A 14,568-nucleotide genomic window follows, 5' to 3' on the forward strand; every position below is an offset into this window, starting at 1 on the left:
CCCATGGCAACGCTTGAAATCCACGACCTGCACGTCACCGTCGAGGCCGACAACGCCACGAAGGAGATCCTCAAGGGCGTCGACCTCACCGTGAAGCAGGGCGAGACGCACGCCATCATGGGCCCCAACGGCTCCGGCAAGTCGACGCTCGCCTACTCCCTCGCGGGTCACCCGAAGTACACGATCACCGGCGGCACCGTCACCCTCGACGGCGAGGACGTCCTGGAGATGTCCGTCGACGAGCGCGCCCGCGCGGGCCTGTTCCTGGCGATGCAGTACCCGGTCGAGATCCCCGGCGTCTCGGTCTCCAACTTCCTGCGCACCTCCGCCACCGCCATCCGCGGCGAGGCCCCCAAGCTCCGCCTGTGGGTCAAGGAGGTCAAGGAGGCCATGCAGCGCCTCAACATGGACCCCGCCTTCGCCGAGCGCAACGTCAACGAGGGCTTCTCCGGCGGTGAGAAGAAGCGCCACGAGATCCTCCAGCTGGAGCTGCTCAAGCCGAAGATCGCGATCCTCGACGAGACGGACTCCGGTCTGGACGTCGACGCGCTGCGCATCGTCTCCGAGGGCGTCAACCGCGTCCGCGAGTCCGGCGAGGTCGGCACCCTGCTGATCACCCACTACACGCGCATCCTGCGCTACATCAAGCCCGACCACGTGCACGTGTTCGCGAACGGCCGTATCGCCGAGTCCGGCGGCGCGGAGCTCGCGGACCAGCTCGAGGCCGAGGGCTACGACAAGTACGTGAAGGGTGGCGCATCCGCGTGACACAGCTGCCGGGCCTCCTCGACACCGAGGCGATCCGCAAGGACTTCCCCATCCTGGACCGCCAGGTCCACGACGGTAAGAAGCTCGTGTACCTGGACAACGCGGCGACCTCGCAGAAGCCGCGCCAGGTGCTGGACGCCCTGAGCGAGTACTACGAGCGCTACAACGCCAACGTCCACCGCGGTGTGCATGTGCTCGCCGAGGAGGCCACGGCGCTGTACGAGGGCGCGCGCGACAAGGCGGCCGCGTTCATCAACGCGCCCAGCCGCGACGAGGTGATCTTCACCAAGAACGCCTCCGAGTCGCTCAACCTCGTGGCCAACATGCTCGGCTGGGCCGACGAGCCCTACCGGGTGGACTCCGAGACCGAGATCGTCATCACGGAGATGGAGCACCACTCCAACATCGTGCCGTGGCAGCTGCTCTCGCAGCGCACGGGCGCGAAGCTGAAGTGGTTCGGGCTGACCGACGACGGCCGCCTCGACCTCTCCAACATCGACGAGATCATCACGGAGAAGACGAAGATCGTCTCCTTCGTGCTGGTGTCCAACATCCTCGGCACGGTCAACCCCGTCGAGGCGATAGTGCGCCGGGCGCAGGAGGTCGGCGCCCTGGTCTGCATCGACGCCTCGCAGGCCGCGCCGCACATGCCGCTGGACGTCCAGGCCCTCCAGGCCGACTTCGTGGCCTTCACCGGCCACAAGATGTGCGCTCCGACGGGCATCGGTGTGCTCTGGGGCCGCCAGGAGCTGCTGGAGGATCTGCCTCCGTTCCTCGGCGGCGGCGAGATGATCGAGACGGTGTCGATGCACTCGTCGACGTACGCCCCCGCCCCGCACAAGTTCGAGGCGGGCACCCCGCCGATCGCGCAGGCGGTCGGACTGGGAGCGGCGATCGACTACCTGAACGCGATCGGCATGGACAAGATCCTCGCCCACGAGCACGCGATCACCGAGTACGCGGTGAAGCGGCTGACGGAGGTCCCGGACCTCCGGATCATCGGCCCGGCCACGGCCGAGGACCGGGGCGCGGCGATCTCCTTCACGCTCGGCGACATCCACCCGCACGACGTGGGCCAGGTTCTCGACGAGCAGGGCATCGCGGTCCGGGTCGGTCATCACTGTGCCCGTCCCGTCTGCCTGCGCTACGGAATTCCCGCGACCACCCGGGCGTCGTTCTATCTGTACTCCACCCCGGCCGAGATCGACACCCTCGTCGACGGCCTGGAGCACGTACGGAACTTCTTCGGCTGAGGGGACGAGCGATCGCATGAAGCTGGACTCGATGTACCAGGAAGTCATCCTGGACCACTACAAGCACCCGCACGGCCGGGGCTTGCGGGACGGTGACGCCGAGGTGCACCACGTGAACCCGACGTGCGGCGACGAGATCACCCTGCGAGTGAAGTACGACGGCACCACGGTTCAGGACGTGTCGTACGAGGGCCAGGGCTGTTCGATCAGCCAGGCGTCGGCCTCCGTGCTGAACGACCTCCTGGTCGGCAAGGACCTTGTCGACGCGCGGAAGATCCAGGAGACCTTCCTGGAGCTGATGCAGTCCAAGGGGAAGATCGAGCCGGACGACGCGATGGAGGAGGTGCTGGAGGACGCGGTCGCGTTCGCCGGTGTCTCCAAGTACCCCGCCCGGGTCAAGTGCGCCCTCCTGAGCTGGATGGCGTGGAAGGACGCGACGGCCCAGGCGCTGGGCGCCGACGCCGACGTCGAAAGGAAGACGGCATGAGCGAGACCCTGGAGATGAAGCCGGCCTCCGAGGAGGAGGTCCGCGAGGCCCTGTACGACGTCGTCGACCCCGAGCTGGGCATCGACGTCGTCAACCTCGGCCTCATCTACGGCATTCACATCGACGACGCGAACATCGCGACGATCGACATGACCCTGACCTCGGCGGCCTGCCCGCTGACGGACGTCATCGAGGACCAGGCCAAGTCCGCGACGGACGGCATCGTCAACGAACTCCGCATCAACTGGGTCTGGATGCCCCCGTGGGGCCCCGACAAGATCACCGACGACGGCCGTGAGCAGCTGAGGGCGCTCGGGTTCAACGTCTGAGATCCGGTCCGTGACAGGGGTGTGGCCCCCGGCGAATGAGACATTCGCCGGGGGCCACACCCCTGTCCGCGCGCTGGACCGGCCGCTCAGGCCAGTCCCTTGACCAGCCGGAAGCCGGTCTCCATCCAGTACTGCTGGTTGTGCTCGTAGCGCTCCAGCCGGAGCTGGTTGTAGCGGACGCGGATGAAGTGGTTGGGGTAGTTCACCGACTCCAGCCCGACCACGTCCGTCTGCTCGTTGCGGGGGCAGAAGGTGGCGTCCTGCTTGAAGAGCTGGGAGCCGTCGTCCTGGGACGCGCGCAGCACGAAGTTCTGGTGCCGCGCGTAGCGGCCGTCCTTCAGACGGAAGGAGTAGCAGGAGGACTTCGCGAGGCCGGAGACGACCGTGAAGGAGGAGTCCTGCCGGGTCCAGCGGTCGCTGCTGCTGCTCACCTGGTCCAGCTGGATCATGCCGTCGCGCAGGTGCCAGTACCGGTCCCGGAAGGAGGCGGACTGCACGGACTTCAGGCGGGTGGTGGCGCTCGGCTTCTTGGTGGGCTTCGGGGACTTCGCCCCGCCCTGCTGGCTCTCCGACGTGTCGGGTTCCTTGTCGTCCTTGCCCTTGTCCTTGCTCCCCCCCTTCTTGTCCTTCCCGTCGGCGTCCTTCTTGCCGTCGCCGTCGGCGCCCTGCGGCTCCGACAGACCGCTCTTGCCGTCCGGCGCCGAGGTCGCGGCGGGCGACGTGGGCGGGAGGGACACGGTGGGGACGCGGTCGTCGGCGGCGGTGGTGCGGCCGTTCTTCTCCGACGAGTCGTCAGGCCCCGAGCCCTGCAGGGTGATCGCCGTTACGCAGGAGGAGACCACGGCGAGAGCGAGGGCACCGGCCAGCCAGAGGCGGCGGGTGCCCGGTATGCGGGTGTCGTTCGGGGCGACCCCGGTCTCCCACACCTTCGCGGATCTGAGCATCGGAAGGCTGGGCGGGGTCTGGTCCGGATCTGGTCCGGGCTTAGTCGGCGGCATGCGCGGTTCCCTCGGCGTCGCCACAGGCGGACGCAAATTCGTCATGCGGATCAGGGAGGGTGGTACGTGTCACCGGTGTGTGCAAACCCTGGCGGTCGTCACGCATCCGGGAGATTGACCGTTGAAACAGTAGTTCACCAAGTGATGTGCGGGGAGCCCTTTCAGTGAGCGCTTCCATAACGGAACGGCCCCGAAACGAGGGGCTCTTGAGCCTTGCCGGCGGCCAATTCCGCCCATAAGCACGCCTGTACACCCGATGTGTACAACCGTACATATGATGTGTACGCTCGTACACATGGGATATCTGTTGCTCGTCGGCGCCATAGCCGCCGAGGTGGCCGCCACCACCGCCATGAAGTACAGCGAGGGCTTCAGCAAGTTGTGGCCGTCGGTGGTGACCGGTGTGGGGTACCTCGTCTCCTTCGTTCTGCTCGCCCAGGCGCTGAAGTCGATGTCCATCGGCACGGCGTACGCGATCTGGTCCGGCGTCGGCACCGCGGCCGTCGCCGCGCTCGGGCTGATGCTCTTCGGGGAGCATCTGAGCGTCGCCAAGGTCGCCGGGATCGTGCTGATCGTCGCGGGAGTCGTGGTGCTGAACCTGGGAGGCGCCCACTGATGGCCCGGCGTTACGACCCCGAGCGGCGGCAGCGGATCATCGACGCGGCGATCCGGGTCGTCGCGGAGCGGGGTATCGCCGGGCTGAGCCACCGGAGCGCGGCCGCCGAGGCGGACGTGCCGCTCGGCTCGACCACGTACCACTTCAAGACCCTCGACGACCTGATGGTCGCCGCCCTGCGCCAGGCCAACGAGCGCTTCGCGAAGAGCGTCGCGGCGCGCGAGGCCCTGCGGGACCCCGGCACCGACCTCGCCGCCGAACTGGCCGCGCTGGGCGGCGAATGGTTCACCGGCGACCGGACGGGCCTGGAGGTGGAGTACGAGCTGTACCTCGCCGCGCTGCGCCGGCCCGCGCTGCGCCCCGTCGCCGACGAATGGGGCCGCGCCTTCGCCGACTGCCTTGCCGACCGCACGGACCCGGTGACCGCGCGGGCTCTGGTCGCCCTGGTCGACGGCATCTGTCTGCAGGTCCTGCTGACGGGGGCGCCCTACGACGAGGAGTACGCGCGGGAGGTACTGGCGCGGGTGATTCCCTGAGCGACCGGCGTCGCCGGCCGTGCCGGGTTCTCGGTGGGCGGGGAGTCTTGGCGGAGAGGGGCGACGGGCGGCAGAGGCGGTGTGGTCGTCGGTCGTGAACCGCTGGTCGTCAGCCGCAGCCGCAGTCGCAGTCCCTGGCTGTCTGCTGTCTGCTGTCTGCCGTCAGTCGCAGTCCCTGGCCGTCTGCTGTCTGCTGTCTGCCGTCAGTCGCAGCCGCTGGCCGTCTGCCGTCTGCTGCAGTCGCGGGCCGTCTGCCGCAGGCCGCAGCCGCCGGCGACCGGCCGCGGTCATCGGTCGGCGTCGTCGGGGACGGGCCCGGCGCACACGACCTCGTCCTCTCGTCTCCGTGCGGCCCGCTCACGGGGCCGGCGGGCCGCCGGTGCCTCGCCTTCCCGCGCGGTCGGGGTGCCGGCCGGCACCGTATGTCCGTAAAGTGCCCGGCCCCTGAGACGGCCGTGCCATGGGTTGGCCCGTACCGCCTCCGGGCGGTTAGGTTGCCCTCATGACCGACACGACTGCTCCCCGCTCCACCGGCGCCGTGGCCGCCGGCCTCGCCACGATCGCCGCCGACGGCACCGTTCTCGACACCTGGTTCCCCGCGCCCGAGCTGGCCGCCGAGCCGGGCCCCTCCGGCACCGAGCGGCTGACCGCCGAGCGGGCCGCGGAGCTGCTGGGCGGCGGCGCGACCGCCGCGCTCGGTCAGGACGCGCGCCGGGGCGTCGAGGTCGTCGCGGTCCGCACGGTCATCTCCTCGCTCGACGAGAAGCCGCTCGACACGCACGACGCCTACCTGCGCCTCCACCTGCTCTCCCACCGGCTGGTGAAGCCGCACGGCCAGAGCCTGGACGGCGTCTTCGGTCTTCTCGCCAACGTCGCCTGGACCTCGCTCGGCCCGGTCGCCGTCGACGACATCGAGAAGGTGCGCCTCAACGCCCGCGCCGAGGGCCTGCACCTCCAGGTCACCTCGATCGACAAGTTCCCGCGCATGACGGACTACGTCGCCCCCAAGGGCGTCCGGATCGCCGACGCCGACCGTGTCCGTCTCGGCGCGCACCTCGCCGAGGGCACCACGGTCATGCACGAGGGCTTCGTCAACTTCAACGCGGGCACCCTCGGCACGTCCATGGTCGAGGGCCGGATCTCCGCCGGAGTCGTCGTCGGTGACGGCTCGGACATCGGCGGCGGCGCCTCCACCATGGGCACGCTCTCCGGCGGCGGCAACGTCATCATCGCCATCGGCGAGCGCTGCCTGATCGGCGCCGAGGCGGGCGTGGGCATCGCGCTGGGCGACGAGTGCGTCGTCGAGGCCGGCCTCTACGTCACCGCCGGCACCCGCGTCACCATGCCCGACGGACAGGTCGTCAAGGCCCGCGACCTCTCCGGCGCCTCGAACATCCTCTTCCGCCGCAACTCCGTCACCGGCACGGTCGAGGCCCGCCCGAACAACGCGGTCTGGGGCGGCCTGAACGAGATCCTGCACAGCCACAACTGACCCCCACGGCCCCACGTACGGGTTACTCGGCGTGACCTTCCGGCTGTTTCGGCAGATGAACGGGCGGACACGGAGTCCGATCAGCTGCCGAGCCGACGAAATGAGGGGCCGACGAGATGAGGGGCCGAGGGATGAGGAACGACCGGGTGAGGAGCGCGGCGCGCGTGGTCACGGGGGTGCTGGCCGGGGCGACGCTGTGCTGGCTTCCGGCCGGGGCCGCGCACGCGGACGAGAGCAACACCTCCTCGCACAACGGCCCCCGCATCGGGCTCGTCAACGTCGGCCAGGTCGACGACCCGATGGAGGACGTGCTGGAGCACACCCTGCTGTTCGGTGACGGGTACCGCTGGGGCTGACCCGGCCGTCGTCGGGGATCCGGGCCCGTACGCGCAGATGCGCGTACGGGCCCGGTGCCGTTCTCGGTGCCCGCACGACTTTCTTCCCCGGGGCGGCATAGCCGGGTGCGGGTCCGCGCGTCACTAGGGGCACAGGGGCGGGACACGGGGCCCGCCGGGGAAGAGAAGGTGACGATGGATGCCGCAGGGCAGGAGAGTTTCCGGGAATTCGTGGCAGGGCGGTCGTCGGCTCTGCTGAAGACCGCCGTGCTGCTGAGCGGCGGGGACCGGCACGCCGGCGAGGATCTGCTGCAGAACGCGCTGATCAAGGCGGCCGGGCGCTGGCAGCGCATCGACGAGCCGGAGGCGTACGTACGGCGGATCCTCTACCGGCAGCAGGTCAGCCGATGGCGGCTGAAGTGGCGGCGCCGGGAGCTGACCGTCGCCGAGCCGCCCGAGAGCGGCGCCGCCGACGGGGCGGCCGGGGTGGAGCTGCGGCTCGTGATGCGCGGGGCACTGGCCCGGCTCACCGCCCGGCAGCGGACCGTGCTCGTCCTCCGCTACTTCGAGGACCTGCCCGAGGGAGAGGTGGCCCGGATCCTCGGGTGTTCCGTCGGGACCGTCCGGTCCACGACCCACCGCTCGCTCGCCCGGCTGCGTGAACTCGCGCCCGAACTGGGCATGCTCGGGCCCGCCGCGGCCGAGCAGACCCCGACCCGTGACTTCTCACCCGTGGAGGTGCGTCCGTGAACGTCGACGAACTGGTGCGCGACTCCCTGCGGGAGCAGGCCGCCGAACAGCCGCCCCTGGGGCCCGGTTTCGCCGACCGGGTCCTGACCGCCCGGCGCCGCCGCCGCAACCGGTCGATCGCGACCGTCGCCGCGGCCACCGCCGCCGTGGTCGCCGTCGCGGTGGCCGTCCCCCTGCTGGACTCCGGCAAGCACGAGGTGCGGCTCGCCACCGAGATGAACCGGAGCGACATCATCGCCCACCCCGACCAGTCGCCGCCGCGCGATCTGATCGCGGCGGGGGACGTGGCGCTGGCCGGCTACTACACCCTCGACACCGTCAAGACCTCGAAGGACACCGCGGTCCGCACGCGCGCCTACCACATCCTCGACCAGGAGACCGGCAAGTACGTCAAGGACACCCGCTGGTCCCAAATCTCGGTCGCCCCCGGCATGCGGACCGCCGCCGTCCTGGAGAAGGACCTGCCCGCCCGGCGGATCGGGCTCCTCGACCTGCTCACCGGTGACATCGAGCGCTGGATTTCCGTCGATCGGGGTGTAGCGGCCGTCTCGTTCTCGTCCGACGGCGCCAGGCTGGTCGCCACCACCTACAGCAAGAACCCTGATGAGCTGACCAAAGCGTCCAACGACGTCGACGGCGACGGCAAGAAGAACGACTTCGTGCCCCAGTTCTCCGAGTCGTACCGGACCGGCTTCTACCTCGTCGATGTCGACTCCGGCCGGACCAAGTGGAGCGAGACCCCACCGGAGAAGGACGATGAGCTGGCGATCGTCAACTCCCGTCAGGACTTCTCCTTCAGCGGCGACGGCACGCTGGTCCGGTCAGGGCTCGCCGTGGAGCCGCACGACCAGTACTACGACTTCCAGGGCAACAAGGTGGCCAAGCCGGCGAACGAGAAGTACCTGACCTGGTCGGTGCAGGCACGGCTCTCCCCGGACGGCAAGCTCGCGGCCGGTAGGTTCGCCGGCGGCGCCAGGACGACCGGCTCCGAGATCATCGACCCCTACACCGGCAAGCGGCTCCACAAGGTTCGTGGACAGCAGTTGCTCACCTGGGTCGACAACGAGCGGCTCATCGCCTGGGACATCAAGCCCGGCGACAACGAGTTCCACAGCGCCTTGGTGCTCGTCACCATCGGCAGCGACACGACGCTCAGGCTCAGCGGAGCCCTCAAGGGCAACGACGGGGCTCCCGGTCGCTGGAACCCGGTCTTCGCCACCCGCTGACCGTCCGCCCTCAGCCGGCCACCACTCGTTCGTACGCCGCCAGCAGCCCGTCGGTCGTCTCCTGACCGGCGGGCCGCAGTGGTGCGCGGACCGGGCCGGCGGGCAGGCCGAGCCGTCCCAGGAGCGCCTTGGCCGTGACCGTGCCGGGCAGGCCCGAGGCCATCATCAGCTCGATGAGCGGGACGGCGCGCCGCTGGAGCCGGGCCGCCCCTGCGGTGTCGCCCGCGTCGAACGCGTCGATCACCGCCCGGACCTGGCGCGGGACCGCGTTCGCCACCGTGCTCACATAACCGGACCCGCCGAGCGCGTACAGGGCGAGGACGTACTCGTCGCAGCCCGTGTAGTACGCCAGCTCCGTCCGCGCCAGCACCTTCTGGGTGCCCAGGAGGTCGTACGCGCAGTCCTTCACCGCCACGATCCTCGGATGGTCCGCCAGGCGGATCATGGTCTCCGGGGCGATGCGGGTGCCGGTGCGGCCGGGGATGTCGTACAGGGCGACGGGCAGCCCCGAGGCGTCGGCGAGTTCCAGGAAATGTGCCTCGACCGCGTCCTGCGGGGGCGTGCTGTAGTACGGCGTGACCGCCAGCAGACCGTCCGCGCCCGCCTTCTCGGCCGCCAGCGCCAGTTCCACGGTGTGCCGGGTGTCGGCGGTGCCCACCCCGGCCACGATCACGGCGCGGTCGCCCACCGCCCCGCGCACGGCCCGGATCAGGTCCGTCTTCTCCGCGTCCGTCGTCGTCGGAGACTCGCCCGTGGTGCCGGAGAGCACCAGCCCGTCGCATCCCTCGGCCACCAGCCGGTCGGCCAGCCGCTGGGCTCCGTCCAGGTCGAGTGCGCCGGAGGGGGTGAAAGGCGTGATCATCGCGCAGAGGGCGCGACCGAAGGGGGCGGAGCGCGCCACGGAGGCGGGCGTGGGGCCGTGGGCGTGGGCGTGCGGGTGAGTACGGGTGCGGGTCATACGGGTAGTCTCGGGGGCTCCATTGTGAAGCTCCACTTAAATTTTCTACAAGATGTGTGGAAGTACTGCTACGAGGATGGAGTGATGTCGCAGGGGTAGCGGGGGGCGGGGCGGGTACTCGGGGCGTCCCGATGTGTGAGGAGGCGACACCGTGACCGGGACCACCGAGACCAGGCCCACGCGATTCGTGCGCTCCGCGCGATCCGCGCGTCCGGGGCCGGGCGAACACGACCACCACTCCGTGGGCGAGCTGGTCGGGCAGGCCACCGAACAGCTCTCCCTGCTCGTACGACAGGAGGTCGCCCTCGCCAAGGAGGAGCTGGCCGAGAAGGGGCGGCGCGCCGGGCGCGGCGGCGGACTGCTCGGCGCGGCCGGCGCGGTCGCCTATGTGGGGTTCATGACCCTCGCCGCCGCCGCGGTCGTGGCGCTCTCCCTGGTGCTGGACGTGTGGGCCGCCGCGCTCATCGTCATGGCCGTGCTGTTCGTGATCGCGGGCGTGCTGGCCGCGCTCGGCCGTGCACAGCTGCGCCGGGCCACCCCGCCCAGGCCGGAGCGGGCCATGGACAGCGTGAAGGCGGACGTGGACGAGATCAAGGGGAGGGCCCGGCGATGACACAGGCATCGAGCAGCACCGACGGTGCGGTGGGTGCGAAGGGTCCCGACGAACTCCGGCGGCAGATCGAGCAGACCCGGGCGCAGCTCGGCGACACGGTCGAGGAACTGGCCGCCAAGGCGGACGTGAAGGCCAGGGTGCACGCGGCCCAGGCCGATGTGCGGGCGAAGGCCCACTCGGCGTGGGAGCGGGTGCCCCGGGAGATGCTGATCGTGGGCGGGGCGGGTGTCGCCGTGGCCACGGTGGGAGTGCTGGTCTGGCGCCACCACCGCTAGCACCGTCAGGAAGGCGCGCGGGGTCGTCGTCCCGGCGCACGCGAGGGCCGCTCGACGGGTGGGGGAGGGGCTCGGAGGGAGCCAGGGGGATCATCGGCCTGTCCGCGCGCGGCAGCCGCGGGCGGCCCGGTTCGTGTGCGCGGGGCCAGGGGCGGACGGCCGATCGGTGTTCGACGTCGGCGGGATCGGCCACACCTGGCGCCCCATGTTCACGGCGGTCGGCTACCGCCCGGCATCCGGCATCGCACAGTCGTTGGGGACAGCTGCCACCCGGCCGCGTGGTTCCGCCCGCCGGCCATGGCCCGGCGCGTCCGGGATCGGCCTCCCGAAGCCCGTACCCCACCCGCGGCCGATTCCCCGGCCGCGGGTGGGGGACTCCCGGGTTCAGCCCTTCGTCAGCGGGTCCCGGCCCCTCGGGGCCGTGTCCGTCCTGGCGCGGGCCTCTCGCAGGGCCCGCAGCCGGGAGGGCCACTTGCGGGTGTCCCGGGGTTCCACGTACGGCTCGTCGGTGGCGGAGCGGCCCTCGGCGATGGCCCGCTCGCGCGAGAGTTCCGCGTCGAATTCGAGGCCCAGCAGGATCGCCAGGTTGGTGAGCCAGAGCCAGATGAGGAAGACCACGGCACCGGCGAGGGTGCCGTACGTCTTGTTGTAGGAGCCGAAGTTGGCGGCGTAGACGGCGAAACCGGCGGACGCGGCGAGCCAGATCAGCGTGGCCACGATGCCGCCGGGGCTGACCCAGCGGAAGCCCCGGCCGCGGACGTTGGGCGCCGCCCAGTACAGCAGCGCGATCATCAGCGTCACCAGCACCAGCAGCACCGGCCACTTCGCGATGTTCCACACCGCGATCGCCGCGCCGCCGAGCCCGATCGTCGTACCCGCGCGCTCGGCCAGCGGGCCGGTGAACACCACGATCAGCGCGCTCGCCGCCAGCATCACCATCAGCACCAGGGTCAGGCCGATCCGCAGCGGCGTCACCTTCCACGCAGGCCGGCCCTCCGGCAGGTCGTACACGGCGTTGGACGTACGGATGAACGCGGCCACGTACCCCGACGCCGACCACACCGCCGCCAGCAGGCCGACGATCGCCAGCAGTCCGCCCGTGCCGCCGCTGTCGCTCAACTGGACCACCGCGTCGCGCAGGATGTCCCGCGCCGGGCCGGGCGCCAGGTCGCCGATGTTGTCCAGGATCCTGTCGGTCGCGCGCTGCCCGACGACGCCCAGCATCGACACCAGCACCAGGATCGCGGGGAACAGCGACAGGACGCCGTAGTACGTCAACGCGGCGGCCCGGTCGGAGAGTTCATCGTCCTGGAACTCCTTGGCCGTGCGCCGCACCACCGCCCACCACGACCGTTTCGGCAGCCCGGTGGGGCCGTCCACGCCGGTGCCCTCCTCCGCCCCGGCCCCGGCCCTCGTCCCGTCCTTCGCCCCGGAATCCGGTTCCGTCCCCACCCGCTCGGCCTCGGGCCGCTTCTCGTCCATGACCGGGCGGGTCTCCCGAAACCGGGGCCCGAATCGCGGAGTTGACCTGAATCATGGTCGAGGTTGAAAGGTGGTCGGTGCGCACACACCGAGCGCCGATCAGGGGAGCCTGGCATGACCCGTCGTACGAACCTCCATCCCGACCTCGACCGCCCCGACGTCGGGGCGTCCTTCTTCAGCACGTGGCAGGTGGGTACGCCCGAGCGGCAGCGGCTGACCGTCGAGGCCGTCGCCGACACCTGGCAGCGCCGCCCCTGGCCCTCCGACGGGCTGCTGGGCCATTTCGTCTACACGGCGGAGGACGGCTCCGGCCTGCTGCACTACTCCCAGTGGACCGACGAGGCGGCCTACGAGTCCTTCGCACGGACGCGCCGGCAGGAGCGCGACGACGCCGTCGACACCGCCGTGGCCGGCATCGAGCGGGTGGGGTTCGGGCGCTACCGGCGCCACCGCAGCCTCACCGGGAGCGGCGACCGGGCCGCGCGGGTGCCGGGATGCGTCGTGATCGTCGACGTCGCGTTCGAGGGACCGGATCCGGCGCGGCAGCGTGCCTGGGTGGACGCCGTCGAACAGGCCCTGGCGGCCGAGCCCGACCCGCATCCCGGCGGCATCTCCGCCCACTTCCACCTCGGTACCGACGGCACCCGTGTCCTCAACTACGCCGAGTGGGAGACCGCACGGCACCACGTCGATGCCATGGCGGCCCCCGGTGACGGCGTCGGGTCGCCCTCGGCGCACTGGCAGCGCGTGCAGACCTGGCCCGGACTGCGGAGCAGCACGGTCACTCGGTACGCGTACGCCCTCGGTCTCCTTCCGGGCTGACACGGCTTCCGGGCTGACATGACTGCCGGACTGACACGGCTTCCGGGCTGACATGACTGCCGGGCCGGCAGGCGCCGACCGCCGCCGTCCGTCACCGAACACTCGATTCGCCTGGACAAGAAAAGTTTTCGGTGAGAGAGTGAGGTCATGTTGGACGTCACCGTCATCGAGGACCCCGAGGCCGCGGCGGTCTCGCTGGATCCGATACGTGCCCGGCTGCTGGCCGAGCTGGCGGCCGGGCCCGCCTCGGCCGCCATGCTGGCCGGGAAGGTCGGGCTGCCGCGCCAGAAGGTGAACTATCACCTCAAGGCGCTGGAGCGGCACGGCCTCGTCGAGCTGGCGGGAGAGCGGCGCAAGGGCAACGTCACCGAGCGGCTGATGCGGGCCACCGCCGCGTCGTACGTGATCTCGCCGCTCGCGCTCGCCGCCGTCCAGCCCGATCCGGACCGTTTCCGGGACCAGCTCTCCGCGCGCTGGCTGCTGGCGCTCGGCGCGCGGCTGGTCCGGGACGTCGGGTCGCTCATCACGGGCGCGGCCCGGGCCCGCAAGGGGCTCGCGACCTACGCGCTGGACGGCGAGGTCACCTTCGCCTCGGCCGCCGACCGGGCCGCGTTCGTCCAGGAGCTGACGGCCGGGGTGAGCGCGCTCCTGCGCAAGTACGACGCGCCCGGCGCCGAGACCGGGCGGGCGCACCGGATCGTCGTCGCCCTCCACCCGACGGTCAAGCCGCAGTCCGCCGACCGGCCCGCGCCGGCCCCATCGCCCGACCGGCCGCCGCAGGCTCCCCTGCCCGACCGGACCACCCAGACCCCCCTGCCCGACCGGACCGAACCGTCCGGTCGGTGAGACCTGTCGAGGAGCACGTCATGCCCAAGGAATTCGAGATCGCCCGGGAGTTCGAGGTCGACGCCACCCCCGCCGAAGTGTGGGAGGCCGTCACCGCCGGGACCGGCGGGTGGCTGTGGCCGATGGAGGCGCCCGAACCGCGCGTCGGCGGCAAGGGACCCTTCGGTTCCGACGTCATCGCCTGGGATCCGCCGCACCGGTACACCAACCGGGTCGAGGACGTCGAGGGCATCTCCGAACAGACCCTCAACCAGCTGGACTACACGATCGAACCGCGCGACGAGGGCAAGCGGGCCTGGGTGCGGTACGTGCACAGCGGCGTGTTCGTCGACGACTGGGACAACCAGTACGACGGCGCCGCCAAGCACACCGGCTTCTATCTGCACACCCTGCGCCAGTACCTGACGCACTTCGGAGGCCGGAAGGTCACCGCGTTCATCACCTTCGACGGCCCCGAGGCGTCCGGTGGCACCGACGCGCTCGCCGTCGTCGAACGGGCGCTCGGTCTCGCGGACGACACCGAGGAAGGGGCCCGGGTCCAGGTGGAGGGACCCGGCGGGCGGCTCGTCGACGTCGTGGTCGACTACCGCGACCCCTACTTCATCGGTCTGCGCACCGACGACGCCCTCATCCGTATCTTCGGCCGCAACCACTGGGGCCACCGCGTCGGCATGAGCGTCCACGGCTTCGCGCCGGGCGCCGACGCCGAAGTCGGCGAGGCCGCGTGGAAGGGCTGGCTGAACGGAGTGTTCAGCCAGCCCTGAGAACCGGTCGGCGAGGGT

Annotated in this window: 18 protein-coding genes; 15 read left to right on the plus strand and 3 right to left on the minus strand. The window is 70.9% G+C overall.

Annotated elements, in window-relative coordinates; translation table 11 throughout:
- Positions 1-3 precede the first annotated feature (3 nt).
- From sufC to SCAB_RS33520, 4 genes are read left to right on the plus strand one after another with little or no spacing between them, the layout of a single operon-like run.
- Complete coding sequence (gene sufC / locus SCAB_RS33505) at positions 4-768, plus strand: Fe-S cluster assembly ATPase SufC (RefSeq protein ID WP_013004549.1); 765 nt, start codon at positions 4-6, stop codon at positions 766-768.
- A complete protein-coding gene (locus SCAB_RS33510) occupies positions 765-2,021 on the plus strand; it encodes a cysteine desulfurase (protein ID WP_013004550.1) in 1,257 nt (418 codons plus the stop codon). Before sufC ends, SCAB_RS33510 begins: the two co-directional genes overlap by 4 nt.
- A 16-nt stretch (positions 2,022-2,037) precedes the next feature.
- The gene (sufU, locus tag SCAB_RS33515; protein WP_013004551.1) at positions 2,038-2,508 is read left to right on the plus strand and encodes a Fe-S cluster assembly sulfur transfer protein SufU; all 471 of its coding nucleotides are present in this window, start codon (positions 2,038-2,040) and stop codon (positions 2,506-2,508) included.
- The gene (locus tag SCAB_RS33520) at positions 2,505-2,837 is read left to right on the plus strand and encodes a metal-sulfur cluster assembly factor (protein ID WP_005477879.1); all 333 of its coding nucleotides are present in this window, start codon (positions 2,505-2,507) and stop codon (positions 2,835-2,837) included. The genes sufU and SCAB_RS33520 overlap by 4 nt, the downstream gene beginning before the upstream one ends.
- Positions 2,838-2,923: 86 nt before the next feature.
- Here the strand turns inward: SCAB_RS33520 and SCAB_RS33525 are convergent, their stop codons facing one another.
- On the minus strand, positions 2,924-3,781 hold the full coding sequence (locus SCAB_RS33525) for an AbfB domain-containing protein (RefSeq protein WP_013004552.1): 858 nt from the start codon (positions 3,779-3,781) through the stop codon (positions 2,924-2,926).
- A gap of 349 nt (positions 3,782-4,130) precedes the next feature.
- Here SCAB_RS33525 and SCAB_RS33530 point away from each other — a divergent pair, with 349 nt between their 5' ends.
- The 6 genes from SCAB_RS33530 (at position 4,131) to SCAB_RS33555 (ending at position 8,790) form a co-directional block, all read left to right on the plus strand.
- Complete coding sequence (locus SCAB_RS33530; protein ID WP_013004553.1) at positions 4,131-4,451, plus strand: DMT family transporter; 321 nt, start codon at positions 4,131-4,133, stop codon at positions 4,449-4,451.
- Positions 4,451-4,987, plus strand: a complete 537-nt coding sequence (locus tag SCAB_RS33535; RefSeq protein ID WP_013004554.1) for a TetR/AcrR family transcriptional regulator — start codon at positions 4,451-4,453, stop codon at positions 4,985-4,987. Before SCAB_RS33530 ends, SCAB_RS33535 begins: the two co-directional genes overlap by 1 nt.
- Positions 4,988-5,489: 502 nt before the next feature.
- The gene (gene dapD, locus SCAB_RS33540; RefSeq protein ID WP_013004556.1) at positions 5,490-6,479 is read left to right on the plus strand and encodes a 2,3,4,5-tetrahydropyridine-2,6-dicarboxylate N-succinyltransferase; all 990 of its coding nucleotides are present in this window, start codon (positions 5,490-5,492) and stop codon (positions 6,477-6,479) included.
- 131 nt (positions 6,480-6,610) lie between these two features.
- Positions 6,611-6,835: a hypothetical protein gene (locus SCAB_RS33545; protein ID WP_013004557.1), complete on the plus strand. Its 225-nt coding sequence runs from the start codon at positions 6,611-6,613 to the stop codon at positions 6,833-6,835.
- 174 nt (positions 6,836-7,009) lie between these two features.
- Positions 7,010-7,564: a SigE family RNA polymerase sigma factor gene (locus tag SCAB_RS33550; RefSeq protein WP_013004558.1), complete on the plus strand. Its 555-nt coding sequence runs from the start codon at positions 7,010-7,012 to the stop codon at positions 7,562-7,564.
- The gene (locus tag SCAB_RS33555; protein ID WP_013004559.1) at positions 7,561-8,790 is read left to right on the plus strand and encodes a hypothetical protein; all 1,230 of its coding nucleotides are present in this window, start codon (positions 7,561-7,563) and stop codon (positions 8,788-8,790) included. The genes SCAB_RS33550 and SCAB_RS33555 overlap by 4 nt, the downstream gene beginning before the upstream one ends.
- A 10-nt stretch (positions 8,791-8,800) precedes the next feature.
- Here the strand turns inward: SCAB_RS33555 and dapA are convergent, their stop codons facing one another.
- Complete coding sequence (gene dapA, locus SCAB_RS33560; RefSeq protein WP_078580230.1) at positions 8,801-9,784, minus strand: 4-hydroxy-tetrahydrodipicolinate synthase; 984 nt, start codon at positions 9,782-9,784, stop codon at positions 8,801-8,803.
- 115 nt (positions 9,785-9,899) lie between these two features.
- Between dapA and SCAB_RS33565 the strand changes: the two genes are divergently transcribed.
- Positions 9,900-10,361, plus strand: coding sequence for a phage holin family protein (locus tag SCAB_RS33565; protein ID WP_013004561.1), 462 nt, complete (start codon positions 9,900-9,902; stop codon positions 10,359-10,361).
- The gene (locus SCAB_RS33570) at positions 10,358-10,636 is read left to right on the plus strand and encodes a DUF3618 domain-containing protein (protein WP_013004562.1); all 279 of its coding nucleotides are present in this window, start codon (positions 10,358-10,360) and stop codon (positions 10,634-10,636) included. Before SCAB_RS33565 ends, SCAB_RS33570 begins: the two co-directional genes overlap by 4 nt.
- Positions 10,637-11,020: 384 nt before the next feature.
- Here the strand turns inward: SCAB_RS33570 and SCAB_RS33575 are convergent, their stop codons facing one another.
- A complete protein-coding gene (locus tag SCAB_RS33575; protein ID WP_013004563.1) occupies positions 11,021-12,118 on the minus strand; it encodes a YihY/virulence factor BrkB family protein in 1,098 nt (365 codons plus the stop codon).
- A 114-nt stretch (positions 12,119-12,232) separates the two neighbouring features.
- On the opposite strand from SCAB_RS33575, the gene SCAB_RS33580 reads away from it, so the two are divergent.
- The 3 genes from SCAB_RS33580 to SCAB_RS33590 all read left to right on the plus strand — a co-directional run bounded on the left by SCAB_RS33580 (position 12,233) and on the right by SCAB_RS33590 (position 14,550).
- Positions 12,233-12,940, plus strand: coding sequence for an antibiotic biosynthesis monooxygenase (locus SCAB_RS33580; protein WP_013004564.1), 708 nt, complete (start codon positions 12,233-12,235; stop codon positions 12,938-12,940).
- Between the two features lie 147 nt (positions 12,941-13,087).
- Positions 13,088-13,786 carry an ArsR/SmtB family transcription factor gene (locus SCAB_RS33585; protein WP_013004565.1) on the plus strand — a complete coding sequence of 233 codons (699 nt, stop codon included), beginning with the start codon at positions 13,088-13,090 and terminating at the stop codon, positions 13,784-13,786.
- A 20-nt stretch (positions 13,787-13,806) separates the two neighbouring features.
- Entirely contained in the window at positions 13,807-14,550 is a 744-nt protein-coding gene (locus tag SCAB_RS33590) for an SRPBCC family protein (protein ID WP_013004566.1), read from the plus strand.
- Positions 14,551-14,568 lie beyond the last annotated feature (18 nt).

Origin of the sequence: Streptomyces scabiei 87.22, from assembly GCF_000091305.1 — a bacterium.
Taxonomy (GTDB): domain Bacteria; phylum Actinomycetota; class Actinomycetes; order Streptomycetales; family Streptomycetaceae; genus Streptomyces; species Streptomyces scabiei.